The organism is Ruminococcus sp. YE282 (genome assembly GCA_900101355.1).
In the GTDB taxonomy this organism is placed as follows: Bacteria; Bacillota; Clostridia; order Oscillospirales; family Acutalibacteraceae; genus Ruminococcoides; species Ruminococcoides bromii_A.
Genome location: FMUV01000002.1, coordinates 21,241 through 46,418, shown reverse-complemented (window position 1 = coordinate 46,418; position 25,178 = coordinate 21,241). Strand labels below are relative to the sequence as shown.

27 protein-coding genes are annotated in these 25,178 nt (G+C 37.4%); 19 read left to right on the top strand and 8 right to left on the bottom strand.

Going from position 1 to position 25,178, the window contains the following annotated elements:
- Positions 1-26: 26 nt before the first annotated feature.
- From BLP46_RS01455 to BLP46_RS01440, 4 genes are all read left to right on the top strand, one after another.
- On the top strand, positions 27-254 hold the full coding sequence (locus tag BLP46_RS01455) for a putative Se/S carrier protein (RefSeq protein WP_167669138.1): 228 nt from the start codon (positions 27-29) through the stop codon (positions 252-254).
- Complete coding sequence (locus BLP46_RS01450) at positions 251-1,429, top strand: aminotransferase class V-fold PLP-dependent enzyme (RefSeq protein WP_092974489.1); 1,179 nt, start codon at positions 251-253, stop codon at positions 1,427-1,429. The genes BLP46_RS01455 and BLP46_RS01450 overlap by 4 nt, the downstream gene beginning before the upstream one ends.
- A 62-nt stretch (positions 1,430-1,491) precedes the next feature.
- Positions 1,492-2,361, top strand: a complete 870-nt coding sequence (gene cdaA / locus BLP46_RS01445) for a diadenylate cyclase CdaA (RefSeq protein WP_092974486.1) — start codon at positions 1,492-1,494, stop codon at positions 2,359-2,361.
- A complete protein-coding gene (locus tag BLP46_RS01440) occupies positions 2,358-3,617 on the top strand; it encodes a CdaR family protein (protein WP_092974483.1) in 1,260 nt (419 codons plus the stop codon). Before cdaA ends, BLP46_RS01440 begins: the two co-directional genes overlap by 4 nt.
- A gap of 43 nt (positions 3,618-3,660) precedes the next feature.
- Here the strand turns inward: BLP46_RS01440 and BLP46_RS01435 are convergent, their stop codons facing one another.
- On the bottom strand, positions 3,661-4,830 hold the full coding sequence (locus tag BLP46_RS01435; protein ID WP_167669137.1) for an FtsW/RodA/SpoVE family cell cycle protein: 1,170 nt from the start codon (positions 4,828-4,830) through the stop codon (positions 3,661-3,663).
- A 206-nt stretch (positions 4,831-5,036) separates the two neighbouring features.
- Between BLP46_RS01435 and BLP46_RS01430 the strand changes: the two genes are divergently transcribed.
- From BLP46_RS01430 to BLP46_RS01400, 7 genes are all read left to right on the top strand, one after another.
- Positions 5,037-6,704, top strand: coding sequence for a formate--tetrahydrofolate ligase (locus BLP46_RS01430; protein WP_092974477.1), 1,668 nt, complete (start codon positions 5,037-5,039; stop codon positions 6,702-6,704).
- A complete protein-coding gene (gene tsaE / locus BLP46_RS01425; RefSeq protein ID WP_173311347.1) occupies positions 6,704-7,129 on the top strand; it encodes a tRNA (adenosine(37)-N6)-threonylcarbamoyltransferase complex ATPase subunit type 1 TsaE in 426 nt (141 codons plus the stop codon). The genes BLP46_RS01430 and tsaE overlap by 1 nt, the downstream gene beginning before the upstream one ends.
- Positions 7,126-7,833, top strand: a complete 708-nt coding sequence (gene tsaB / locus BLP46_RS01420) for a tRNA (adenosine(37)-N6)-threonylcarbamoyltransferase complex dimerization subunit type 1 TsaB (protein ID WP_092974474.1) — start codon at positions 7,126-7,128, stop codon at positions 7,831-7,833. The genes tsaE and tsaB overlap by 4 nt, the downstream gene beginning before the upstream one ends.
- A complete protein-coding gene (rpiB, locus tag BLP46_RS01415; RefSeq protein ID WP_092974471.1) occupies positions 7,830-8,282 on the top strand; it encodes a ribose 5-phosphate isomerase B in 453 nt (150 codons plus the stop codon). The genes tsaB and rpiB overlap by 4 nt, the downstream gene beginning before the upstream one ends.
- 430 nt (positions 8,283-8,712) lie before the next feature.
- Positions 8,713-8,967, top strand: a complete 255-nt coding sequence (locus BLP46_RS01410; protein ID WP_092974469.1) for a helix-turn-helix domain-containing protein — start codon at positions 8,713-8,715, stop codon at positions 8,965-8,967.
- Positions 8,968-9,298: 331 nt separating this feature from the next.
- The gene (locus BLP46_RS01405; RefSeq protein ID WP_092974466.1) at positions 9,299-9,829 is read left to right on the top strand and encodes a GNAT family N-acetyltransferase; all 531 of its coding nucleotides are present in this window, start codon (positions 9,299-9,301) and stop codon (positions 9,827-9,829) included.
- 156 nt (positions 9,830-9,985) lie between these two features.
- Positions 9,986-10,522, top strand: a complete 537-nt coding sequence (locus tag BLP46_RS01400) for a GNAT family N-acetyltransferase (protein WP_092974463.1) — start codon at positions 9,986-9,988, stop codon at positions 10,520-10,522.
- Positions 10,523-10,617: 95 nt separating this feature from the next.
- On the opposite strand, the gene BLP46_RS01395 is transcribed toward BLP46_RS01400, so the two are convergent.
- From BLP46_RS01395 to BLP46_RS01380, 4 genes are all read right to left on the bottom strand, one after another.
- Positions 10,618-11,244: a manganese catalase family protein gene (locus tag BLP46_RS01395; RefSeq protein WP_092974460.1), complete on the bottom strand. Its 627-nt coding sequence runs from the start codon at positions 11,242-11,244 to the stop codon at positions 10,618-10,620.
- Positions 11,244-11,498 (bottom strand): spore coat protein CotJB, encoded by a 255-nt coding sequence (locus BLP46_RS01390; protein ID WP_092974457.1) that lies wholly within the window; start codon positions 11,496-11,498, stop codon positions 11,244-11,246. The genes BLP46_RS01395 and BLP46_RS01390 overlap by 1 nt, the downstream gene beginning before the upstream one ends.
- The gene (locus tag BLP46_RS01385; RefSeq protein ID WP_092974454.1) at positions 11,491-11,691 is read right to left on the bottom strand and encodes a spore coat associated protein CotJA; all 201 of its coding nucleotides are present in this window, start codon (positions 11,689-11,691) and stop codon (positions 11,491-11,493) included. The genes BLP46_RS01390 and BLP46_RS01385 overlap by 8 nt, the downstream gene beginning before the upstream one ends.
- A 156-nt stretch (positions 11,692-11,847) precedes the next feature.
- On the bottom strand, positions 11,848-12,477 hold the full coding sequence (locus BLP46_RS01380; protein ID WP_092974451.1) for a hypothetical protein: 630 nt from the start codon (positions 12,475-12,477) through the stop codon (positions 11,848-11,850).
- 193 nt (positions 12,478-12,670) lie between these two features.
- Here BLP46_RS01380 and BLP46_RS01375 point away from each other — a divergent pair, with 193 nt between their 5' ends.
- From BLP46_RS01375 to BLP46_RS01335, 8 genes are all read left to right on the top strand, one after another.
- The gene (locus BLP46_RS01375) at positions 12,671-13,828 is read left to right on the top strand and encodes a hypothetical protein (RefSeq protein WP_092974448.1); all 1,158 of its coding nucleotides are present in this window, start codon (positions 12,671-12,673) and stop codon (positions 13,826-13,828) included.
- 314 nt (positions 13,829-14,142) lie between these two features.
- Positions 14,143-16,086, top strand: coding sequence for a threonine--tRNA ligase (gene thrS, locus BLP46_RS01365; protein ID WP_092974442.1), 1,944 nt, complete (start codon positions 14,143-14,145; stop codon positions 16,084-16,086).
- A gap of 11 nt (positions 16,087-16,097) precedes the next feature.
- A complete protein-coding gene (locus tag BLP46_RS01360) occupies positions 16,098-16,898 on the top strand; it encodes a M15 family metallopeptidase (RefSeq protein WP_092974439.1) in 801 nt (266 codons plus the stop codon).
- Positions 16,899-16,991: 93 nt separating this feature from the next.
- Complete coding sequence (rpmE, locus tag BLP46_RS01355) at positions 16,992-17,195, top strand: 50S ribosomal protein L31 (protein ID WP_092974436.1); 204 nt, start codon at positions 16,992-16,994, stop codon at positions 17,193-17,195.
- Positions 17,196-17,260: 65 nt separating this feature from the next.
- Positions 17,261-17,890, top strand: a complete 630-nt coding sequence (locus BLP46_RS01350; protein WP_092974433.1) for a YigZ family protein — start codon at positions 17,261-17,263, stop codon at positions 17,888-17,890.
- Positions 17,891-18,039: 149 nt separating this feature from the next.
- A complete protein-coding gene (dnaG, locus tag BLP46_RS01345; protein ID WP_092974430.1) occupies positions 18,040-19,806 on the top strand; it encodes a DNA primase in 1,767 nt (588 codons plus the stop codon).
- 27 nt (positions 19,807-19,833) lie between these two features.
- A complete protein-coding gene (gene rpoD, locus BLP46_RS01340; RefSeq protein ID WP_092974427.1) occupies positions 19,834-20,934 on the top strand; it encodes an RNA polymerase sigma factor RpoD in 1,101 nt (366 codons plus the stop codon).
- 13 nt (positions 20,935-20,947) lie between these two features.
- Positions 20,948-21,319 carry a metallopeptidase family protein gene (locus BLP46_RS01335; protein WP_092974424.1) on the top strand — a complete coding sequence of 124 codons (372 nt, stop codon included), beginning with the start codon at positions 20,948-20,950 and terminating at the stop codon, positions 21,317-21,319.
- A 107-nt stretch (positions 21,320-21,426) separates the two neighbouring features.
- On the opposite strand, the gene BLP46_RS01330 is transcribed toward BLP46_RS01335, so the two are convergent.
- The 3 genes from BLP46_RS01330 to BLP46_RS01320 form a co-directional block, all read right to left on the bottom strand.
- Entirely contained in the window at positions 21,427-22,776 is a 1,350-nt protein-coding gene (locus BLP46_RS01330) for a peptidoglycan-binding domain-containing protein (RefSeq protein WP_092974421.1), read from the bottom strand.
- Entirely contained in the window at positions 22,777-23,232 is a 456-nt protein-coding gene (locus BLP46_RS01325) for a hypothetical protein (RefSeq protein ID WP_092974418.1), read from the bottom strand.
- A gap of 193 nt (positions 23,233-23,425) precedes the next feature.
- Positions 23,426-25,144, bottom strand: a complete 1,719-nt coding sequence (locus BLP46_RS01320) for a hypothetical protein (protein WP_092974415.1) — start codon at positions 25,142-25,144, stop codon at positions 23,426-23,428.
- Positions 25,145-25,178 lie beyond the last annotated feature (34 nt).

The following is a 25,178-nucleotide window of genomic DNA, read 5'->3' as shown; positions in this document are numbered from 1 at the left end:
GAATAAAACAAGAAAAGGTGAAAAATATGGAAAATAATCTAATAATATTTGATTCGATAACGCCTGTTATGAAAAGCAGAGATTTGCTGAAAAATCACAGAATATCATCAAGAATCGTAAGAACTCCTGCCAAACTTCGCAAAAAATCTTGCGGATACAGTCTTTATGTCAAAAACGGTTTTAGTGATGCATTGAAAATTATCAAGGACAATAACGTGCGGTATATCGGTACTTCAGCCGTTGATTATATATGATTTATTTTGATAACGGAGCAACAACATTTCCAAAGCCTGAATGTGTTGTCAGAGCGGTAAACGGAGCGCTAAAGTATTATGGCGCTAATCCCGGAAGAAGCGGACATAATATGTCGCTGAAAGCGTCCGAAACAATCTATAATTGCAGGGTGAACTGTGCTAAACTTTTTGGTATAGATAAACCGGAAAATATTATATTCACTTCCAATTGTACAGTTGCACTTAATACGGTAATTAAAGGCTTGCTTAAAAGCGGAGACCACGTTATTATTTCATCGCTTGAACATAATGCTGTGGTTCGTCCGCTTGAATTTATGAAAAATTACGGTGTTGAATATTCAATTGCCGATTATGTACCTTATGATGATGAAAAAACAATAGATAATTTCAGAAAACTAATTAAATCTAATACAAGACTTGTGATATGCACGCATGCATCAAATGTTTTTGGTGTAAAGCTGCCCGTTGAACGCATAGCGGCACTATGCAGAATTTACGGAATACTGTTTTGCGTTGATGCGGCGCAAAGTGCCGGTGTTGTTCCGATTTCTTTAAAAGATACCTGCATTGATTTCTTGTGCACCGCAGGTCATAAGGGACTTTACGGACCTATGGGCACGGGAATACTGGTTATAAATTCCGAGGAAACACCCGAAAGTTTGATACAAGGCGGTACAGGCAGTATGTCTTCCTGTCGTCGTCAGCCCGAAATGCTTCCGGATAAATATGAAAGCGGAACGCCTAATTTACCTGGAATTGCCGGGCTTAATGCGGGGGTAAAGTTCGTTTTGCAAAGAAGCCCGGGAAAAATCGAAAAAAATGAGATGATGCTTGCACAGCGTATGTACGACAGATTAAGCAATATTAAAAAGGTGAAACTTTATACAAAGAGACCTGATTCAAAGTCATTTGTTCCCGTTATATCTTTTAACATTGACGGTTATGAAAGCGAACAGACTGCAGTACTTCTAAACGACCGTTTTAATATAGCTGTAAGGGCGGGACTTCATTGCGCTCCTTTGGCTCACGAGTTCTTTCATACGGATGAAATCGGAACCGTCAGAGCAGTAATGTCGGTATTTTCAACACAAGGACAGATTGAATATTTTGCCAATGCTGTTCATAAAATTTCCGATTTTAAAAATCCGTCAAAAAAGGTTGCAATTAACATTTAGTGTGTGTTAAAATAAAATAAAAATTTTAAAACAGATAATTTTATAGAAAGGAGAACGGAATTATGGATTTTTTTCACTATTTATTGTCAATAATTAAGACAATTCAAATTAGAGATATCATTGATATTATTGCGATTGCGTTGATTATATTTGCGTTGTTTAAATTCATTCGTGAGACACGCGCCGTTCAGCTTTTAAAAGGATTTTTCGTTCTCCTTGTTATTTATATTGTATCCTCTGTGTTTGGTTTTGTAATGCTGTCGTCATTGCTCCGAGCCTTTTTTGAAGCCTCGGTTGTTATTGTCGCCATAATATTTCAGCCCGAAATTAGAAAAGCACTTGAACAAATGGGAAGAAACGATACATGGAGTAAATATATCAAAATTTTTTCCAGACACGGAAAGACCGATGAATGGAAAAAAGCTGTAAGAAAATCTATTATAGATTCCGCTGACACCGCAGCACTGTTTTCTCATTCTAAAACAGGCGCATTGGTTGTTTTTGAACGTGAAACAATGCTTTCCGATATTGCCTCAACAGGCACTATTATTGAAGCTGAAACTTCTGTCGCACTGCTCGGAAATATCTTTTTTAACAAAGCTCCTCTTCATGACGGTGCAAGCATAATACGTGACGGAAAGCTTTTTGCTGCCGGATGTATTCTTCCTTTGACAGACAATAAAAATGTTGATATAAACCTTGGCACTCGTCACAGGGCAGCCTTGGGAATCAGTGAGCAAAGCGATGCTGTTGTTCTTGTAGTCAGTGAAGAAACCGGCACAATTTCGCTTGCAATAGACGGTATCTTACTGCGTGATTTTTCACGGGATTCCCTTGTTGCAAAGCTTGAAGAACTTTTGCTTGACGAATATGAGGATGAGGACCTTAATTCCAAACGTTCTCATACCAAAAAAGGGAGGTCTAAATCTTGAAAAAGAAAAAATTCTCCCTTAATGCACTTATGATGAACAACAAATTCTTGTTGGTTTTGTCAGTAATTATTTCACTTGTAATATGGATTTATATGAGTACGGGTACAACGAGCGATACAACATTAACGCTCAGCAATATACCGATTCAGATTGATTTGTCTGATGAGGCAAGAAACTCAGGTCTTCAGATTTTTTCCGGAGCTGAGCAAACCGCTTCGGTTACCGTTACGGGCAGCAGAGCAACTCTCGGAACAATGTCCGAATCCGATGTAACCGTTACGGCGGCGGCAAATACGATTAATTCATCAGGCAGCTATTCTCTTCCTGTTTCAGCTACCAAAACCAATCCGTCGAGTAACTTTCAGATAACGTCCGCCGTTACACCGTCTAATATCAATGTTGTTGTTGATTATTTACGCGAGAGCTCTTTCCAAATTCAGGAAAACGTTGTGTATAAGGTGTCAGACGGTTACTATGCTTCAACTTCTTTAGCCACTAAGTCAATTGTAATTTCGGGTCCGCAAACCGAAATTTCCAAGATTGATAAAGTTTCTGCAACGGCTGAAATAAACGGTACTCTTACGGATTCATCAACTACCGATGCTGAAATTGTCCTTTATGACAGCAGCGGTAATGAACTATCAACCGATTTACTTACAATGGATTTCGATAAGGTAAAAGCAACCGTTTCTGTTTTGCCCGAAAAAACGGTATCCGTAAAACCAACATTTACAAACAAGCCGAGCGGCCTTGAAATTACCGACGATATGATTTCTGTTGAACCGTCAACAATTTTGCTTGCCGGCAATAAAGACATCCTTGAGAAAACAGATTCTGTAAATTTGGAAGCTATTGATTTTTCAAACCTCAAAAATGAAAAAATCACTTTTGATGCACTTGGAATTGATATTCCAACAGATTGCAAAAATATCAGTAATTCCACAACTGCAAAGGTTACTTTGGATTTGAGCGGCTTTACAACCAAAAAATTCACGGTTGACAATTTTACTGTGAAAGGACTATCTGATAAGTATAAATCGGAAATAACTCAGAAAAACATTTCCGTTACGGTTATCGGTCCTTCGTCACAAATTGATGATTTAAGTGCCGATTCAATAACCGGTGTAATTGATATTTCATCTTCAAACGGAACGACAGGCTCTGTCCAAATGCCTTTGGTGTTCACATTTAAGGACGCTGACAGTTGTTGGGTTTACGGAAACTATAAGGCAAATCTAACTATATCAGAAAAATAAACAAAAGAACAACAAGCCTTGATTCTCAGGGCTTGTTGTTCTTTTAAATTCTGATTCTGTTTTGACTTCCGCGGCGTATGCTTGCTTTTTCCATATCGCTGCCGTTGTTATACATTACACTTTGTACAAATCCTAAACATATCAATGTGCTTAACGCTGATGTTCCTCCCGAGCTAAACAACGGAAGTGTTATTCCGACAACAGGCAAAAAGCCAAGCACCATACCGATGTTAATTATTGTCTGAGAAGCTATGGTTGCAAAAACTCCGAAGCAAATATACTTTCCAATATAATCATTGGACTTTTTGGCAATGAGTATTACTTTAATGATAATTGCAAGCAAAATACCCATCAAAATAATGCATCCGATAAATCCGAGTTCTTCGCCTGCAACCGTAAAAATAAAATCGTTTTCTTGTTCCGGAACAATATCATATTCCACTCTTGAACCGTGATAAAGTCCGCTTCCGAATAATTCACCACTTGCAATAGATACCTTTCCCTGATACTGTTGCCATCCGTAGTTGGTCATAGCATTGCCGTCTAAGTCAAAAAGAGCAATAATTCTATTGCGGTGTTCATCGTTCATAAACAGATTCCAAACAATCGGAGCGCCGATAAGTAAAATTCCGAGTAAAATTAAAAAATAACTTGCCTGAACACCTGCTGCAAACGCCATTATCAAAAATATCATTGCAAAGATAAGTACCGTTCCGTCATCACCTTGGAGGTGTATTACAGCCATTGGCAACGCCGCATGAATTACAAGTGTTGATACACCAAGCAATGAGTGTAAAAGTCCGTTTTCTTTCAGATACGACAGGTGCTTTGAAAAGGTTATTATCAAACAAATTTTTATCAGTTCGGACGGTTGAATCGTAAAGCCGCCGGGAAGTGAAAGCCATGCCATATCGTCTGTTCCCTCGACACGTATGCCGAATATGAATACAAGCAGAGCAAGCACAACAGCCGCAGTTGCCGCAAAATACCATTTTCGTACAAAAAATCTGTAATCTGCAACCGAAATGATTACCGCAAACCCAAAACCGATTATAATTGCCGCAATTTGAGTTTTCATATAATTGTAACTACCTGCTCTTTGCATACTTGAAATCAGCAATAAACTGTACACAACAGCCGCAGTTGTCAGAATCCATAGCACGGTATCTGTCTTTTTAAAATAGTTTTTTACAGAAGTGAAAAAAACGTTCAAACGCAACGCCTCTCAAATATTATTTCAGAATTATTTAAATAGAATCAACGCTGTGTTTTGTATAGACAGCGTCAATTCCTGCATTTAGATTATATTAAATTATCATCACAATATCAAGTATATTTTCAAATTAGAATAATACAAATATAATGTTTTGATATAATAAAATAAATATATTGTTATAATATCACGGAGGTACCCGAATTATGTTGTCTGACATTGAAATTGCTCAGCAGGCGAAGCTTTTGCCAATAACTGAAGTTGCATCAAAGCTTAATATTGAGGCTGATGAATTGGAATTATACGGTAAATACAAGGCAAAACTTTCTGATGAGCTTTCTAAAAGGATTAGCAGTAACCCTGACGGCAAACTTGTACTTGTTACGGCAATTAATCCTACCCCCGCCGGCGAGGGCAAAACAACAATAACCACCGGTCTTGGACAAGCAATGGCAAAAATAGGAAAAAAAGCTGTAATTGCTTTGCGTGAACCCTCTTTAGGTCCGGTTTTTGGAATAAAGGGAGGAGCCGCAGGCGGCGGATATTCTCAGGTTCTGCCGATGGAGGATATAAACCTGCATTTTACAGGTGATATGCACGCTATTACTGCCGCAAACAATTTGTGCTGCGCTATGCTTGACAATCATATTCAGCAGGGCAATGCACTTATGATTGACCCCCGCAGGGTGCTAATAAAACGTTGCCTTGATGTGAACGACCGTGCACTCAGAAATGTTGTTATAGGTCTTGGCGGCAAGGTGAACGGAGTTCCTCGTGAAGACCACTTTATAATTACTGTTGCTTCTGAGGTTATGGCTATTTTGTGCCTTGCGTCTGATATTGAAGATTTAAAGCACAGATTAGGTAAAATTCTTGTAGCTTACTCATATTCAGGCGAACCGATTTACGCAAAAGACCTAAAGGCTGACGGAGCAATGACCGCTTTGCTTAAGGATGCAATTAAGCCAAATCTTGTTCAGACCTTAGAGGGAACTCCTGCAATAATGCACGGAGGCCCGTTTGCTAATATTGCTCATGGTTGTAACAGCTTGAGGGCAACTAAGCTTGCACTTAAACTTGCGGACTATTGCATAACTGAGGCCGGTTTCGGTTCTGACCTCGGAGCAGAAAAGTTCCTTGATATAAAGTGCAGATACGGCGGATTAAAGCCATCGGCTGTTGTTTTGGTTGCTACTTGCCGTGCACTTAAATACAATGGTGGTGTTCCGAAAGCAGAGGTTTCAAATGAAAATCTTGACGCCTTAAAAAAGGGTATTGTTAATCTTGGCGTTCATATTGATAATATGAGAAAGTACAATATTCCTGTCGTTGTAGCAATTAATCAGTTTGGAACAGATACTGATGAAGAACTTAAATTTATCGAAAATTATTGTAAAGATAAGGGTGCGGATTTTGCACTTGCCAATGTGTTCGCTGACGGCGGAGAGGGCGGAGTAACACTTGCCCATAAAGTTGTTGAGGCTTGTGAAAAGCCATCGGATTTTGCTCCGATATATTCTCTTGATATTTCAATCAAAGAAAAGATTGAGACTATTGCAAAGAAAATCTACGGTGCAGACGGAGTAAATTACACAGCTGCCGCCGAAAAAGCTATAAAAGAAATTTCAAGGCTCGGTGCTGATAATCTTCCTGTTTGTATTGCTAAAACTCAGTATTCTCTTTCTGATGACCCGAGTTTACTCGGCGCACCAAAGAATTTTAATATAACTGTTAAAGATGTTTCACTTTCAAACGGCGCAGGTTTTGTTGTTGTTTATACGGGCAACATAATGACTATGCCCGGACTGCCAAAAGAGCCTGCCGCATATCGAATTGATGTGAACAATGACGGAAAAATTGTAGGTTTGTTCTGATGATTAAAATTATTTCTAACAGTTCGGATGAGACCGAACAAATCGGTGCCAAAATCGGCGAAAAGCTTACAGGCACAGAAGTAATTGCGCTGTTTGGCGGACTTGGAATGGGCAAAACCGCCTTTACAAGGGGACTTTGTTCTGCTCTTGGAATAAACGAGGGGGTTTCAAGCCCAACGTTTGCCCTTGTCAATGAATACAGCGGCAAATTCAAGGTTTACCATTTTGATATGTACCGAGTAGATACCTGGGATGACCTTTATTCAACAGGATTTTTTGACTATATCGGCAACGGAATTCTTGTTATTGAATGGAGCGAAAATATCGAGGGTGCTTTGCCTGAAAATACTGTCAGAATAACGATTAACCGCGGAGACAGTGATAATCAAAGAATTTTTGAAATAGAGGGTGTTGACATAAATTGAAAATTCTTGCAGTAGATACTTCGGCAACGGCGGCTTCGGTTTGCATTGCTGAGGAAAATAAAATAATAGGTGAATCTTTTATTAATACTGCTCTGACGCACAGCCAAACGCTTATGCCGATGGTTGAACAACTGTTGGATAACACAAATACTTCTCTAAAAGACGTTGACGCTATTGCAGTTAATGCAGGCCCGGGTTCTTTTACCGGAGTAAGAATCGGCGTAGCTGCCGTAAAAGGCTTAGCATTTGCAGATAATATTCCGTGCATATCAATTTCAACTCTTGAGTGTATGGCGTATAATATGCTTGGTTCCGATTGTATTGTATGTGCGGCAATGGATGCACGTTGCTCACAGGTGTATAATGCATTGTTTAAGGTTAGCGGAGAACAAGTTGAAAGAATTTGTGCTGACAGAGCCCTGTCGCTCGATGAATTGGCTCACGATTTACAAAGATTCAATCAGCCGATAGTACTTGTCGGTGACGGAGCGGAAATATGCGTCAAATATTTTGAAAATTCGTCCGTAAACTCAAAACTTGCTCCTGTTAATAAAAGAATACAAACTGCTTCTTCAACCGCTTGTGCGGCAATTAAGGAGGCATTACGCGGCAACACTGTATCGGCAGAGGAGCTTATGCCGACATATTTAAGATTACCGCAGGCTCAAAGAGAACTTAACAAAAAACTGGGGGTTAAAAAATGATAGCACTTGGATGTGACCACGGTGGCTACAATCTTATTGTAGCAATCAAGAAATATCTTGATGAAAAAGGTATTGAGTATAAGGATTTCGGTACATACAGTACCGATAGTGTTGACTATCCTATATATGCTTACAAAGTTGCAACCGCAGTAACAAGCGGAGAATGTGATTGTGGCATACTTTGTTGCGGAACAGGAATCGGAATTTCAATTGCGGCAAACAAGGTTAAAGGTATACGAGCTGCCGTTGTAAATAATGCCTTTGGTGCAGAGATGACGCGTCGCCACAACCATGCTAATATTCTTTGTATGGGCGGCAGAGTTACCACTGAAGATGAAGCTGTTAAATATACTGATATATTTTTAAACACTCCAGAAGAAGGTGGCAGACACGACAATCGTCTTGCAATGGTAAAAGCAATTGAAGACTGTACTTTTAAATGTGAATAATCTTACTTTATTATTTTATTAATTGGTTATAATTTAAGGCGAGATACGGATTAAATTTCTGTATCTCGCCTTTTGGTTACAAAATGTAATAATTTGTATTATTTAAACCTAAATTAGGTCTAAAAACGACTTTTAACATTACTAACATTATTCAACAATAGAATTATAAAGTTTCAACAGAATCAACAAATTTCCACAGAAGAACATTGTGCTGTATAAATGTAACAAAAATAGCTCTGAGAATTACGTTATGGTTATAAGATATAATGCAAAATATTATTTTTGTAACTAAATACATCAAAAAATTTCATTTTTTTAAATTTATTTACAAAAACCACTTGTTTTTTTTCTCTTAAAGTATTATAATAACATCACAATGTTTTTAAAGAATTTTAAAAAAGAATTATAATGGATTTGGAGAGAGTAGAAAATGAGATTACGCAAGCAGGAACTTGGAGACAGAAACCTTGTAGGAAACCGTGTTGAGCTTGTAAGAAAGCAAAAAGGAATGAAACAAAAAGAGCTTTTAGCCCAGCTCCAGGTCAATGGGGTAGATATGAATGCTTCGGGACTTTCAAAGCTTGAGGGACAAATTCGTTTTGTTACTGATGTTGAACTTGTAGCACTTGCCGACATTCTTGAGGTGTCTGTCGATTATCTTCTTGGCAGAGAGGAAGATAAGTGAATATTCTCAAAAAACGCCGCATTTGAGTAAAATCGAAAGCGGCGTTTTGCATATAAATTCAATATTATAAAAACAGCAATTATCGTTAAAACTCCCTTTGGCAAATTAACAAAAGGGAGTTTGTTTTATATCATATTACAATTTTATTTTATATTTCAGTTAAGGCTTAGATTTAGGAAAGGCTAAGTTACTAAGAATTTTTATTGTACTGATTGTATAACTGATATTCAATAAAGGTTGACAAAGCTATTGTCATTTTTTATGATATAATATATCTTAATTTATTTAAAAACAGCACATTGCAAATCTAAATTGAGAATAGGAGAGCAGTATGTTAGAACAGATTAAAAGTAAAGAATTTGATAAAATATTTGATATTATGAAAGGTAGTTTTCCGGAAGATGAATACAGAAATTATGATGAACAGTTAAGTTTGTTTGACGACTCGGATTATGCTGTATATGTTCTCAGAGGTGAAAATAAATCGGTTAAAGCATTTATTGCTGTTTGGAATTTTACTGAATTTCTTTATGTTGAACATTTTGCAGTTGCTCCAAAATTCAGAAGCGAGGGAATAGGAGCTGAAATCTTAAATGAGGTCACTTCAAATTCGGATAAAATTGTTTGCCTTGAAGTTGAGCCTCCCGAGAGCGAAATGCCGAAAAGAAGAATAAATTTTTATAAAAGAAACGGCTTTTTCCTTAATGATTTTCCATATCAACAGCCTGCGCTTTCTAAGAATAAAAAGCCCTTGAAGTTATTTTTAATGACATCTGAAAACACCGTTGGAAAAGATGAATTTGAGAAAATCAAGAATGTTTTGTATCACAAAGTCTATAAATTACAAAAAGCACAAAATTAATAGAAATGATATTTGAATCAGCTTTATTAATCTAATGTCAATGGTTTTTTTGTGTCCCAGAAAATACTGTTTATTGGTGCGAAAATCGTGATTATTAGCATATCCAAAATATGCAAATGAAAACTGCATTAAATTTAATTTGAGGAATGATTTGTTATGTATCTTGAAACTAAAAGATTAATTCTCAGAAATCTGACTGATGACGATTTTAGTTCCTTATATAACGTACTTGCGGATTCAGATATTATGCAGCATTACCCATATACATTTGATAACACCAGAGTTCATAACTGGATACTAAAAAATCAGGAAAGATATGAAATTTTTGGCTTCGGACTTTGGGCGGTGGTTCTAAAGGAAAGCGGAAAAGTGATAGGCGATTGCGGAGTTACGATGCAGAATATTAACGGAAGCATAAAACCTGAAATCGGGTATCATATTGCCAAAAAGTATCAACACCAAGGTTGTGCCAAAGAAGCCTCGCGAAGAGTTCGTGACTGGACTTTTGAAAACACGCCGTTTAATATCATCTATTCATATATGAAAAAATCCAATATAGCCTCATCTGCCACTGCAAGGTCAAAAGGGATGTGTTATGTTGATGAGTTTAATGATGACGAAAATGAAATTACGTTAGTATATGCAATTACTCGCAATGAATGGAATAACTTAAAAACAAATGTTAATTTTTAATTGAGGCAATCCAAAATAATTGGTATATTAAAGCTAAAGCAACCGGGTAATCATAAAAGGATTCCCGGTTGCTTTATTTTATGCCCTTGTTAAGATTACTTTTTCTTCATTTGATTCTTGAAGCACTTTTTGTCAAATTCAGGGTTAAATGCGTAGAAATTCTTTTCGTCAAGTTTATCGGTCAGTAATCTTAAGTTTTCACCAAACCTCTGATAGTGAACTACCTCGCGTTCGCGCAAAAAGCGAATAGCGTCTTTGACGTCATAATCGTCGCACATTCTGAGAATGTTGTCATAGGTGGTTCTAGCTTTTTGTTCTGCAGCCATATCTTCATGCAAGTCTGTTATTGCGTCGCCTTTGCTTTGCAGAGCGGCTGCTGTGAACGGAACACCGTTTGCCCCCTGAGGATATATTCCTGTGGTGTGGTCAACAAAATAATCGTCAAATCCTGCTTTCTTTATTTCGTCAATTGTCAAATTTCGTGTCAGCTGATATACTATTGCACCAATCATTTCAAGATGCCCGAGTTCTTCTGTGCCTATATCTGTCAATGTGCCCTTTAATTCAGGCAGTGGCATTGAAAATCTTTGGCTAAGATATCTTAACGATGCTCCAAGCTCGCCGTCCGGTCCTCCGTATTGTGTTATGATTATTTTGGCAAGCTTTGGATTAGTTTGCTTTATATTAACAGGGTATTGCAGTTTTTTCTCATATACAAACATCAGTCGATCTCCTCGCTTTCCCACGGCCACGGAGCCTTAATCCAATTCCAATTGTTTTGAGTTGTAGCACTCTTGGTGAGAGGTCCGTATTTGCTTTCATATTCAGCAATAAGCGGCTGTGCTTTTTCTTTAAAGGCTCTCATTTTGGTTACGGTTTCAGTGTCATTTGGGTGGGTATCAAGAAAAAGCTGCAAATCAAGCGCTGCAAACTGATAGGTTGATATTTTTTTGAGTAATATTTCTCTTTCAGTCATTAGTTCCACCACATTTGCTTCCATAGAATGGTTTGTTGAGAGATGGGAACATTGTACCTGCAGAAAATCCCTGAGCCGCCGTATAAGTTTTGGCGTTGTTCATTTGAAACGGAACGTATGCCATGGCTTCCGAAATATTTTCGGGAAACTTAGATAATCCGTAATGTTCATTAATCATTTCTGATATTTCCAATTCTATATCTCCTTTCAACTATTAGTGAGTTAATTTAATTCGATATTTACCTTTGTATAGCAATAATAATTTAATAGTAATTTGTTATATCTTATTTACTAATTCTGCAGATACTACATATTATGCAATTTAATTCTTTATGTTAAGCAGTCAAATTTACCCTATTTCAAACTCAGGTAAATACCATTTTAAAGCTTTCTCCGCCGTCATTCCGCTTTTGCAAAGATAATCTAACCCGCAAAGACTTACTCCTGCGCATTTGTTTTCGGGTTCATAATTTACATTAAAGCAGTCCCATGGTGAGGCAACAGGGGAGAGATAGTCATATTCTTTGTCGGTAATGGTTTGACCGTTGGAAATTTTTGCAAAAGGTATGTACAGTGTTTTGTTATCTTTTGTTATTTTTATTTCTGATACAGAATTAACTGCCTTTTCAAAATCCGAATATTTTTCTTTAATAGAATTTTCAGCTTCGTTTTTACTCAGATAAATGTCTTTATTTTTTAAGTGAAATTTTTGCGGTTCAGCATCATAATCCGACTGCATCAGGATCGCAATAGCTCTAATTGTTTCATCGCAATATGATTCATCATACTGTGCCGCAACAAGGCCGCATAATAATGTCTTTTTGTCATTAATCTGTTTACTGTCTGAAGGCTCACTCACGTTATTCTTTATTTTTGAATTTCCGGAATCACTATTTGTAAAATTACACTTTACAATGGAAATAGGAAGTGCCGCCATAATTACGAGAAATAATATTATTGATATTAATTTTAATTTCATATTTTCACCTGCTGTGTATTTAAATCTTTAATTTTAACAATAAACAAATCACAAAAATAATACTATAAAAGCTAAATTGTGCTTTATTTTTCTTGACATACTAATATATTTGTCTTAAAATAATATATGTCCACGTATGAAATAAAATAACTTACACATATATTATCAAGTAAGTATAGAAACGGAGTTTAATATGAAAGTAAAGTATTCTGTTATTCCTTTTATACCTGTTGCAATAGTAATGAGCGTTTTTAAGCTTATGGGAATATTCGGTCTTGACGGCAACGGCCTTTTTCTCGGAATGAATAAAATGGGGTTGACCTACACCGTGATCGGCATTGGTCTCGGGCTCTTTGTTTTATGCATACTTATAAATTTATTTGACAGAAAAACAGCTCCTGTTTATCCGGTCAGAAAGAATTATCCGGCTGCTGCATTTGCGGTTTTGTCCGGAATAGTTATAATTGCAAGTGCCGTAACAAAATTTATGAATACTACGGCAAATTCTGAATATTATTTTATGACAATTGCATGTCTTATTTTTGCAATACCGGCAGGTTTTGCACTTGTACTTATGGCACGAGCTCACTTTGTAGGTAAGTCAAACATCTCGACAGTGTCAATGCTGTTTATTTTCCCTGCATTGTGGGGATGCGCCGAACTAGTTTCCGAATTTTTAGTTGCAACTAAAGTATCGATATCCGCAACAGACCTTACTGCACTTTTCTGTTATATATTTATTACTTTGTTTATGTTCTCTTGCGCCATGGTGCTTTCACGCATTCAGGGCAGAAATCCTGTAAAGGCTTGCTTTATATACGGACTGCCTGCTATTGCAATTTCAGTTGCCGAGGGCTTGGGAGTAATTTGCACATCGTTGGTAGAAGGTATTGATGTAAGTCAGATACTTATGGGAATTGAGTTTATTGTAATTTCGCTTTACGCATTGTCATTTATAATGGAAATGACAATCAAATCATACACAAAGGATGAAATTGAGATAATTGACGGTATGCCCGAAGATAATGATGAAGATGTTTATGCTAATAAATATACGGATACCAGCGACTATGATGATCTTGTAATGTCTCATAATCCTATTGACGATGAGGAGCCTGATGATGAGGCGGCAAGTGAATTTATTGAGTCTATGGGCGATATTGACGACTTTATACTTGGCTATAATAGAGATGAATATTCTGATAACGGAAGCGGTCCGGTGGCAACTGACGATTCCCCAATAGTACTTAACACTGCTGAAGGTGTTACGAAAAGTTCGTCATCTAACGATTCAAAAGAAAGTTTAAGTGAAATTGACCAAATTCTTCAAGACTTGGAAAATAAAAAATAATTTTCAAATTACTGTTGACATCACATAATTGTAGTGATATTATATGAGCAAGAAAAGCTATGATAAGGATATGAAGTATATTTAACCGTTTTCAGAGAGCGAAGCATATGCTGAAAGCTTCGTATTCGGCTTTGTATTTTACCACCTTTGAGTCTGCACAGGAAATGGTGTGGCGTGTGACTGCGTTAAAGTCTTTTGAGGGCTCTAAAGCCGAATTTGGGTGGAACCACGAAGTCCATTCGTCCCAATACTCCTTTTGGAGTATTGGGCTTTTTTATTATTTTGGTATATTTTAATAAGTAAGGAGAATAACAATGATTAGTGTTGAATTAAAAGGCGGCGTTGTAAAAGAATTTGAAAAAAATATTACGCCTGCTGAAATAGCAAAATCAATTGGAGCAGGTTTGTATAAGTCTGTTTGTTGTGCAAGAATTGACGGTGAAATTGTTGACCTAAGAACTCCGCTCACAAAAGACTGTAAGGTTGAACTCCTTACATTTGACGAGCCTGACGGTAAAAAAGCATTTTGGCACTCGGCTTCACATGTGCTGGCGCAAGCTGTAAAAAGACTTTATCCAAACGCTAAATGTGCAATCGGCCCTGCTATTGACAATGGCTTTTATTATGATTTTGATGTAGAGAAACCGTTCTCTAACGAAGACCTTGAAAAAATAAAAGCAGAAATGAAAAAAATAGTTAAGTCCGGAGTTGAAATTGAGCGTTTTGAATTGCCACCTCAGGAAGCAGAAAAACTGCTCTCCGATATGAACGAGCCCTACAAGGTTGAGCTTGTAAAAGAACATTCCGATAAAGGCGAGAATATCAGCTTTTACAAACAGGGTGATTTTACCGATTTATGTGCGGGCCCTCATTTGCTGAATGTTTCTCCAATCAAGGCAATAGAACTTACTAACTGTACAGGTGCCTATTGGAGAGGCGATGCAAAAAATGCACAGCTTTGTAGAGTATATGGCGTAGCATTCCCTAAGACTTCAATGCTTGAAGCGCATATGAAGATGCTTGAAGAAGCTAAGAGCCGTGACCACAACAAGCTTGGTCGTGAGCTTGAGTTGTTTACAACAGTTGATATTATCGGCCAGGGCCTTCCTATTTTACTTCCAAAGGGTGCAAGAATTGTACAGATTTTGCAGAGATTCGTTGAAGATGAGGAACAGCGCCGTGGATGGTTACTTACAAAAACTCCTTATATGGCAAAGAGCGACCTTTACAAAATCAGCGGACATTGGGATCACTATCAGGACGGAATGTTCGTGCTCGGCGACCCTGAAAAAGATGACGAAGTATTTGCTCTTCGCCCTATGACATGTCCTTTCCAGTATCAGGCATACCTGAACCGTCAGCGTTCGTACCGTGACTTACCTCTCAGATATAATGAAACTTCAACGCTTTTCAGAAATGAAGCAAGCGGTGAAATGCACGGACTTATTCGTGTACGTCAGTTTACTATTTCAGAGGGACATCTTATGTGCACTCCCGAACAGCTTGAACAAGAGTTTAAAAGCTGTCTTGAGCTTGCAATATTTATGCTGAAAACTCTTGGCTTGTATGAAGACGTATCATATCGTTTCTCAAAATGGGATCCGAATGACCGTGAAAAATATATCGGCACTCCGGAACAGTGGGATGAAGCACAGGATATGATGGAAAAGATTTTAAACCATCTTGAAATTCCATATGCAATCGGTGTTGGCGAAGCTGCATTCTACGGTCCGAAACTTGATATTCAGATTAAGAATGTTTACGGTAAAGAGGATACCCTTATTACGATTCAGATTGACCAAATGCTTGCAGAAAAATTTGGAATGGAATATGTTGACAAGGACGGCACAAAGAAGCATCCTTACATTATTCACAGAACATCTATCGGATGTTACGAAAGAACGCTTGCGTTGCTTATTGAAAAATATGCAGGTGCTTTCCCAATGTGGCTTGCTCCGACCCAGGTAAAACTTCTTCCTGTTGCCGACAGACACCTTGATTATGTAAATGAAATCAAAAAGGTTCTTGAAGCAAAGGGCATGAGAGTTGAAGTAGACAGCAGAAGCGAAAAAATAGGTTACAAAATCCGTGAAGCTCAGCTTGAAAAGGTACCTTATATGTTTATTATCGGCGATAAAGACATAGAGGCAAATACTGTTTCTGTACGTCACAGAAAAGACGGTGACCTTGGTGCTATGAAGCTTGATGACTTTATTGCAATGGCAGTTGAGGAAATTGAAACAAAAACAATAAAATAAGCAGGTGAAGTATGTCCCGTTGGCTTGCTGAATACGACAAAAAGAGTTACAAAAGCTCTAAAAAACGTCGGTGTCAGGCAATAAATGCAGGAAAAACCGGTCGTATTAAACCAATAGGTAAATTAAAACGAAAAATTACAATAATTGTTTTAGCGATAATTATATTTACAGCTGTTGTTATTGGTGTTATATCTTTATACATTTTTGTGATTTCTCCAAATTCAGCGGAACGCAATAATGAAACTTCAAATTCTGAACGAACCGATGAATTACTTATGGTGGTGAATAAACAGAATCAGCTTGATAAGGATTATGTACCACAGCTTGTTGATTATAAAAATCTAAAGGTAAATGCACTTTTGTTCAATGATTTGATGCGAATGTGTGATGATGCAAAAAGCGACGGAATTGAGCTAAAAGTTGTTTCGGGCTACGTATCATTTGACGAACAGGAAAAACTATATAATGCAAAGCTTAGAGAATTTCTTTCTAATCCTGATTATACACAGGTAAGAGCCGAATCTGCTGCTCAAAAGATTGAACCCCAAGCCGGATGCAGTGAGGCTCAGACAGGTTTGCTAATAGGTTTTGATTTATCTGATGAACATTCTGCCGCTTATTTGGAACGAAATTGCGTAAACTACGGATTTGTTTTGAGATTTCCATATGACAAAGAAGATTTAACCCATATTTCTTATAATCAATCACTATACAGATATGTAGGTGTCGATAATGCCATAAAAATGCGCTCATACAATATGTGTCTTGAGGAGTATGCTGAATATTTGGCTGACGGAAATGAAAATTATTGAAAATAATGCTAAAATTAAAAAAATACTTGCATTTTGTAAACGAATGTAGTATAATAACTTTGTTAATTGTGCATAGTAGGTAGGTGAGAAGCAATGAAAGAGAACATCCATCCAAAGTACGAGCAGACAACAATCACTTGTGCATGCGGCAATGTAATAAAAACAGGTTCAACAAAAAAGGATATCCGTGTTGAAATTTGTTCAAAGTGTCATCCTTTCTTTACAGGAAAGCAGAAATTGGTTGATACAGGCGGACGTGTTGACAGATTTAAAAAGCGTTTCAATATGGACAAGTAATTTTATATGCAAACCTTTAAGGCGACACGTTTGTGTCGCCTTGTTTACTCTTTTGAGGAATTTATATGAATAAAGATTATAAAACTGTCCAAAAATCCTCTAATGATGAATTTGTTGAAAAGAGGTCGAAGTTTATTGGATATTGTACTCCTGTAAAAAGTGAACAGGAGGCTGTTGATTTTATTAATGCTAAGCGAAGCGAACATTGGAATGCTACTCATAATGTATATGCATACTCACTTAGAGATGGCAATATTAAGCGTTACAGTGATGACGGTGAACCGTCAGGCACCGCAGGTATGCCGGTTCTTGAAGTGATTACCAATAATGATGTTTTTGATGTATGCATTGTAGTCACACGTTACTTTGGCGGTGTGCTTTTGGGCACGGGCGGTCTTGTCCGTGCATATTCCAAGGGCGCAAAACTTGCGCTTCAGGCTTCAAAAATTGTACTTAGGCAAAACTGTTTTGTTTGTTCCGCAGCCTGCAGCTACAATCAGTATGGCAAGGTTTCTTCGCTGATTATGGGTGTTGGAGCGTCAATTGACGATACAATTTATGCCGACAGGGTATTGATAAAATTCCATATAAAGCCCGAACTTTTTTCTTTACTTAATAAACAACTTGCAGATGCAACTTCAGGTGAAGTTCAGGCAATCAGCGAGTCTGAACAGTACTTTTATGCTGATATTTGATATTAAATCGGTTATTATTTATCTGAGGTTGTTGAATTTTAGATATATAAGGAAAATACAAAAAATTTTCTGATATAAAGAGGAATATTTTTAATTTTTTCGTAAAAAGATAATAGGACGTTAAAAAACATAGTGAAAGGTGGTTTAAAATGCCATTCCCTGAAAGCTTTTTGCAGGAATTAAAATTGCGCAATGACATAGGAGATGTTATTTCTTCATATGTCAACCTAAAGCGTAAGGGCAGAAATCTGGTCGGATTATGCCCCTTTCATGGCGAGAAAACCCCGTCTTTTACTGTGTATACCGAAACTGAATCTTTTTATTGCTTTGGCTGCGGTGCCGGCGGTGATGTTATTTCATTTATAATGAAGATTGAAAATCTTGATTATACAGATGCGGTAAAATTTTTGGCTCAGCGTGCCGGACTTGAAATGCCGGAAAATACTTATGATGACAGTATGAGCAAACTCAGAAAACGTATTTTTGAGGCTAATCGTGAGGCTGCAAGATTTTACCACTCAAATTTAACATCACAGTCAGGTAAAATAGGTCTTGATTATTTTCATTCCCGTGCTCTCAGCGACCGAACGATACGGCATTTTGGGCTTGGTTTTGCTTTGCCTGACCGTTATTCGTTATGCAATCATTTGCACTCAAAGGGATTTACCGATAATGAAATTGTAGCCGCTAACCTTGCATTTAAAAGCAGACGGGGAAACGGCATTTATGACAGATTTTCAAACCGTGTTATGTTCCCGATTATTGACCTCAGGGGCAATGTAATCGCCTTTGGAGGACGTATTATGACAGATGAAAAACCAAAATATCTGAATACGTCCGATACTCTTGTTTTTAAAAAGAGCGAAAATCTTTTCTCGCTTAATAATGCGAAAAATTCCGGCAGCAGAACGCTGATTCTTTGTGAAGGCTATATGGACGTTATAGCCGTTAATCAAGCAGGTATTACAAATGCTGTTGCAACACTCGGAACGGCATTGACAAACGAACAGGCTGTTCTTATGAAAAGATATGCCGACGAGGTTGTAATTTGTTATGATTCCGATGAAGCAGGGCAAAAGGCCACAGCGAGAGCAATTCCGATTTTGCGCAATGCCGGGTTGCTTGTACGTGTTTTAACTATTCCGAACGGCAAGGATCCCGACGAGTTTATTAAATCCAAAGGTCTAGACGGCGCCGCCGCATTTAAAGCTCAACTTGAAAAAAGCGGTAATGATGTTGATTACAGGCTGCAAAAATTAAAACAGAATTTCAACCTTGAGACATCAGACGGCAAGGTTGCTTATCTTGAAGCGGCAGCAAAAATTGTTGCAACAATCTCAAGTCCGATTGAACGGGATGTTTATTCATCAAAAATCAGCAATGAATTTCAGATTGAAAAGGCTGCATTTGTTCAGCAAATTAATTCTTTTGAAAGACGGAACAGAAGAGATTTCAATAAAAAGGAAGCTCGCAGAATCAGGGCAGAGTTAAGCGGTAAGAATGATAAAATCAATGCCGACCACTATAAAAAACCTCGTTCTTCTTCGGCTGAGGAATCTCTTGTTGTTTATTTAATAAATAATCCGGACTCGGCAGATTATATTTCTGATAATATTAAGTCAGAGCAATTTCAAAATTCTCTTATGAAACGTTATTTTGAATATTTTCTTGCAAGGGAAGAAAACGGATTGCCGCCGCTGACAAGCGTTACGGCAGATTTTTCAGGTGACGAAGCGTCAAAATTATATCAGATGCTTTCAAAGCACTCATCAATTGCTTCAACTCGACAGGCTCTTGATGAATACATAAATGTCATTAACGAAGAAAGTCAAAAACTTTCAAATGATGATATTGCATCAATGTCGGGAGAAGATATAAATGAATATCTAAAAAAACTAAGGGATAATAAAAAGTAATTTGGTTTATGGAAAGGAAAGTATGTTATGGCTGTACAACAGGATAAAAAGACAGTTATTAAAGAACTTGTAGAGCTTGGCAAACAAAAGGGTAAGCTTACCAATCAGGATATCCTTGACGCAATCGGTGAACTTGACTTTGACCCTGAAAAACTTGAGAAACTCTATGATGCTATTGAGGCTCAGGGAATTGAAATTGTCGAGGATATGGGCGATATAAAAATTGACGATATTGACCTTGAACTTTCAGACGGAAAAGCAGGAGACGGCTCATCTCACACCTCTGACCAGGGAATTACAATTGATGACCCTGTAAAGGTGTATCTTAAAGAAATAGGTCGTGTTCCTCTTTTGTCTTCCGAAGAGGAAATTGAGCTTGCTATTCGTATTTCTGACGGTGACGTTGCAGCAAAACAACGTCTTTCCGAAGCAAACCTCAGACTTGTTGTCAGCATTGCAAAGCGTTATCTTGGACGTGGAATGCAGTTCCTTGATTTGATTCAGGAAGGCAATCTCGGACTTATAAAGGCTGTTGAAAAATTCGACTATACAAAAGGCTTTAAATTTTCAACCTATGCAACTTGGTGGATAAGACAGGCAATTACCCGTGCGATTGCAGACCAAGCTCGAACAATTCGTATCCCGGTTCATATGGTTGAAACAATTAACAAGGTTAAAAAAGTTCAAAGCCAGTTGCTTCACCAAAACGGACATGAACCGTCGGCAGATGAAATTTCCAAAGAAATCGATATGCCGGTAGATAAAGTCAGAGAAATTATGCGTGTGGCTCAGGAGCCTGTATCACTTGAAACACCTATCGGCGAGGAGGAGGACAGCCATCTCGGTGACTTTATTCCTGATAATGACGCTCCTGCACCGGCAGACGCCGCCTCACATACAATGCTCAGGGAACAGCTTTCAGACGTACTTTCGACTCTCACACCTCGAGAGGAAAAGGTATTAAGACTTCGTTTCGGCCTTGAAGACGGCAGAAGCAGAACACTCGAAGAGGTTGGTAAGGAATTTAATGTTACCCGCGAACGTATTCGTCAGATTGAAGCCAAGGCTCTGCGTAAATTACGTCATCCATCCAGAAGCAGAAAGCTCAAGGATTATCTTGATTATTGATATTGTTTGAATTATGGTTACTTTTGAAGAATGTGCTGAAATGCTTGATGAAATTGCGGACTCAATGCCGTTTGAACTTTACAGAGATTTAAACGGCGGAATTTCGCTCTTGCCGCAGCAGAAAATTCATCCTGCCGCTTTGCACAACGATTTATTTATTCTTGGCGAGTACATACGTAATTCGCTCGGTAATGCAATTGTTTTTTATTACGGTTCAATCAGTCATGTTTATGGAAACCTGCCAAAAGATAAGCTTTATGAACAGCTTGTGCGAATCCTACACCACGAGGTTCGCCATCATAATGAATTTCTTGCCGGTTGTGATGACCTTGGACTTTATGATAAAGAGCAGATTGAAGATTATCTGAGGAAAAACGGCAAATAATTCTTGTTGTAAAATTAAATATAAGCATAATTTAATCCACCGCATATTTGATTTATACTGAAATTGTTTTTCTGATTTCAGTATCACTCAATAACGGTGGATTTCTGTTATAGATTATTGCCCAGTGTCACAATTTCACTCCATGTTACAGGTCCGATTGCTCCGCTTTGTTCAATACCAAGTTGTTTTTGCAATGCAATTACAGCTGCTTTGGTTGCTTCGTCAAACTCACCTGTAACTTCAACCTTTTTGATATTTGGGTCGTTTTGTGATATTACGTTAAGATATCTTTGGATTATGCTTAAATTCTCTCCTGTATCGCCCTCCACAAGAAATTTTCCGGGAAACGGTTCTCCGATGGCACTTTGATAGTTTGCCGGAAGATCGCTTACGATTGACCTATAAACTTCATCAATTTTTAAAAATGTATTTAAATCCACTTTCCCGTTAACAGGTAAACCGTATGCGCTTTGAAAGGAATATACTGCGTCTCTTGTTGCTTCATCAAAAAATCCTGTGATAGGAATAGGGGGGAGTTCGGGATAAAAATAACCTAAAAACGCAAGGTAATACTGAAGTGCTCTGACTCTTACACCGCTGTCGCCATACTGAAGTTCTGTTGTGTACTTTCGTTCAACATCTGATATGGTGAGTCCTTCACTTGTAAGTTCCGAGAGCTGCTTTACAGCATTGTATATCTGTTTAATTTTGTACCAAGTTGCTTTTCCGACAATTCCGTCTACGGTTAAATTAAAAATCTGTTGAAACGCTTTGACCGAATCTTCTGTTTCAGCATCAAATATACCGGTTGTTGCCGAAGAAATATAGGGGATTGCAGGATAATTAAGACGAATCCTGTTAAGTTGGCGTTTTATTGTCAGAACTTCATCGCTGAATGTTCCGCGCCTAAGAGGAATACCTGGGTATGACGGCGTATTTTCACCAACAGGAGCATTATATACAATTTCAATATCATCGCCATAATAGTATTGTAAAATTTGATACGGCAACAGACCTTGATTTGCAAGGTCAACAGACCCCCATTGTGACAGACCTCTGCATTGTGTATAGACTCCATCACAAAATTTTGCCGCATACGGAACGATGCTTCCTGATTTAACTATATAATTATTGAAGATTTGGTCTACGATTTTACATATATTGTCAAATATTTCTCCGTCCTTAACAAATGCTTGGTCAATAACCGTGTTGTTGGTTATATCAAAGTCATATCCTCGACTTCGGTAATATTCGGTATATATTCTGTTTAATGCAAATGAAATTTGAGCGAGAATATTTGCCCGTATCGCACTGTCGGGCCAAGTAGGATAAATTTCATTTGAGGCAACATTTTTTATATAATCAGTAAAAGTTACAGTCACATTTTCGGCAGCCTCATCGGGTCTGCCAAGATGTACTGTGATTGTGTTCGGTACAACAACAGGATTTGTCGCCATTTAGCCTTGCACCTCATCTCGTGAAGTTGGAGTAAGAGCAACCGGAAGAATGGTTTCAACTTTATCATAGATAGTTACAACAATATTATTTAACGGCAAAAACAACGGGTGATACAGCGACAAAAGGTATTGAGTTTCGCCGTTGCCTACGGTTGAACTGTTTAACGAGTTTTCAAGTGAATTTGCAAGCAAGACTATTCTGTCTACGATTCCTGATGAATTTGTCAAGTCGTTATATAATGTGTAGCGCTTTCCGTTGTGAATTACCGCAACGTCAACAACAACGTCCTTTATCGGAAATGCTTCCCGTGCTGCGCTAACCTGCACTTTCAATGTCCCTCTGCCGGGATTTTCTTTTATAAATTGCTCAAATTCAGGCTTAAACGGACTTTCGCCGCTTACAAGCTGACCCGGTGTTCGAGATTGTGTATAATAATCGGTTATGTTTTCAGCCATTGCAGAATCCCCTCCACATAATTCTAAGTTATTATATTCAGTAAAAAATAATATAATAACTGATTTATTTTGCTTTACAAAATTAATTAAATAAAAAACAAAGACCTGACTTTCTAAATGATGTAAAGTCAGGTCTTTATTATAATCTGATTTAAAAATGCAGGCTGAAAACAATACAGATTAAATGTTGTTATTATTCTACAATAACATTATATATGCAATAGTTGTCAATATTATTCAGTAGCTTGTAACGGACTGTATGACCGTTTCGAGTATAGTTGTTTGTAAAATACCTTTCTTTAATGTCCACAGAGGTTTTGTCGATAACATAAATTTCTCTGTTGGTCAAAACAGCTTCATAAATATTGGTCGGCATATTTCTTTTTATCAAATTTTCTGTATTGTGGAAATATCCAAATGTGTCTACATTGTCAAGATACCCGTCTCTGAATCCCCAAAGCGGATGCATATAATTTTCACTGAACTGATATAATCCGATTGCGGTTTTTGTGTCAAAAACATAGTACTTATGTGGACTTCTTTCAATTTCTGAAATTAAGCTTTGAGGAACGGTGTCTTTATTATTGCTGTTGTGAACGGTATACACTGAAATATAACCGGCGCCAAGGCAAATAATGACCGCTAAGGCAATTATTAAATTTCCGTGCTTGATTTTTAACAATTGCGGTATATGCTTTGTTCTGCCTTTTTCAAAGTTTAGAGAGTAGAACAGCAGAACTACCATCAAAAGCCAATTTCCATACATAAGATACTTGGCACCGGAATAAAAATATCTAAGCAATAAACTTGAAATCAAACCGGCCGCAACATAGAAAATCGGGAAAAATCCAAAACGATTTTTCTGATATATAACAAATAAAATGCCAAGTCCTATAAAAACAAGGATAATGATTGCTTCACAGTCAAATGAAGCAAAGTGATGATAATTATCAGTAAATATATCGGTAAATGATGTCAAAAAGGCATTGCTTTTTTCTTCTTTTTGAATGTCATAAACCGTTTGAAGTGCGTCAAGATTCAATGCTTTTTCAGAATCATAATATCCTGATTTCAACAGTTCATAATCGCCTTTGCTATTAATACCGACATCTGCAAATTTTTCTTCATAATCTTCAAAGTTTGGATACGGAAGATTATTATTGATTGAAGTTTTTAGATACGAATAATTATAAAAATCCGACGCTTCATCGGTTGCATGATTAACCGAATAGGAAAATTGGTTCAGCCCGAAAACTACAATTGTCACCAATAAAAACATAAGCAAAAACGGTCTGAAATACCAGAAAAATTTGCGAAACGGCAGTTTGAACTTTTTCTTTGAAATAAGGTCTCCAAAGAAAAAAGCAACCGCAAATCCAAGAGCAACAAAAAAGTATACATAATTGTAGAATGAACCAAAAGAAATCATTGCAACGCCAATCCAGCAGGGGAGATTATATCTCTTGTTTCTTATTGCATTAAGCACAAGCAAAAATCCTGCTGTAAGCAATAAAGCCGAAGTTCTGTTGCTGTTTATATTTTGATAATGGTTCAGCGCAAAAAGAATATTGATTATTGCAGAAAAGCCAAAAGCAATTTTCTTGTTAAACTTATCCGCAAACACAAAAGTTATTGCAGTGAATGCCGAACAAGAAAGCAAAATTTGTGCAAGTACATAGCAGTTAAAGTCTCTAAATGCATATTGTGCCGAACCGACTATAACAGCTAATATATAGTTTATGAAACTGCTGTAATAAAAGTGCTTTAGACAAATATTTACTGAGTTTAAAAAATCGTCTGAACTTTCAAAAGAAAACGAAGTAACAATAATGCAAATCGCCATTATTGCGACATTAAACACAAAAGCAAAAAGTGTCTTGCTTTTTAAAAATTTAAATATCTTTTCTTTCACGAATTACCTGCTCCCAACAGTTATTTTGCTGCAC

Bases quoted from the DNA above. Each gene is read 5' to 3' on its own strand.
- BLP46_RS01455 (WP_167669138.1), top strand. From the start codon at position 27: ATGGAAAATAATCTAATAATATTTGATTCGATAACGCCTGTTATGAAA.
- BLP46_RS01450 (WP_092974489.1), top strand. From the start codon at position 251: ATGATTTATTTTGATAACGGAGCAACAACATTTCCAAAGCCTGAATGT.
- cdaA (WP_092974486.1), top strand. From the start codon at position 1,492: ATGGATTTTTTTCACTATTTATTGTCAATAATTAAGACAATTCAAATT.
- BLP46_RS01430 (WP_092974477.1), top strand. From the start codon at position 5,037: ATGTTGTCTGACATTGAAATTGCTCAGCAGGCGAAGCTTTTGCCAATA.
- tsaE (WP_173311347.1), top strand. From the start codon at position 6,704: ATGATTAAAATTATTTCTAACAGTTCGGATGAGACCGAACAAATCGGT.
- rpiB (WP_092974471.1), top strand. From the start codon at position 7,830: ATGATAGCACTTGGATGTGACCACGGTGGCTACAATCTTATTGTAGCA.
- BLP46_RS01410 (WP_092974469.1), top strand. From the start codon at position 8,713: ATGAGATTACGCAAGCAGGAACTTGGAGACAGAAACCTTGTAGGAAAC.
- BLP46_RS01405 (WP_092974466.1), top strand. From the start codon at position 9,299: ATGTTAGAACAGATTAAAAGTAAAGAATTTGATAAAATATTTGATATT.
- BLP46_RS01400 (WP_092974463.1), top strand. From the start codon at position 9,986: ATGTATCTTGAAACTAAAAGATTAATTCTCAGAAATCTGACTGATGAC.
- BLP46_RS01395 (WP_092974460.1), bottom strand. From the start codon at position 11,244: ATGTTTGTATATGAGAAAAAACTGCAATACCCTGTTAATATAAAGCAA.
- BLP46_RS01390 (WP_092974457.1), bottom strand. From the start codon at position 11,498: ATGACTGAAAGAGAAATATTACTCAAAAAAATATCAACCTATCAGTTT.
- BLP46_RS01380 (WP_092974451.1), bottom strand. From the start codon at position 12,477: ATGAAATTAAAATTAATATCAATAATATTATTTCTCGTAATTATGGCG.
- BLP46_RS01375 (WP_092974448.1), top strand. From the start codon at position 12,671: ATGAAAGTAAAGTATTCTGTTATTCCTTTTATACCTGTTGCAATAGTA.
- thrS (WP_092974442.1), top strand. From the start codon at position 14,143: ATGATTAGTGTTGAATTAAAAGGCGGCGTTGTAAAAGAATTTGAAAAA.
- BLP46_RS01360 (WP_092974439.1), top strand. From the start codon at position 16,098: ATGTCCCGTTGGCTTGCTGAATACGACAAAAAGAGTTACAAAAGCTCT.
- rpmE (WP_092974436.1), top strand. From the start codon at position 16,992: ATGAAAGAGAACATCCATCCAAAGTACGAGCAGACAACAATCACTTGT.
- BLP46_RS01350 (WP_092974433.1), top strand. From the start codon at position 17,261: ATGAATAAAGATTATAAAACTGTCCAAAAATCCTCTAATGATGAATTT.
- dnaG (WP_092974430.1), top strand. From the start codon at position 18,040: ATGCCATTCCCTGAAAGCTTTTTGCAGGAATTAAAATTGCGCAATGAC.
- rpoD (WP_092974427.1), top strand. From the start codon at position 19,834: ATGGCTGTACAACAGGATAAAAAGACAGTTATTAAAGAACTTGTAGAG.
- BLP46_RS01335 (WP_092974424.1), top strand. From the start codon at position 20,948: ATGGTTACTTTTGAAGAATGTGCTGAAATGCTTGATGAAATTGCGGAC.
- BLP46_RS01330 (WP_092974421.1), bottom strand. From the start codon at position 22,776: ATGGCGACAAATCCTGTTGTTGTACCGAACACAATCACAGTACATCTT.
- BLP46_RS01325 (WP_092974418.1), bottom strand. From the start codon at position 23,232: ATGGCTGAAAACATAACCGATTATTATACACAATCTCGAACACCGGGT.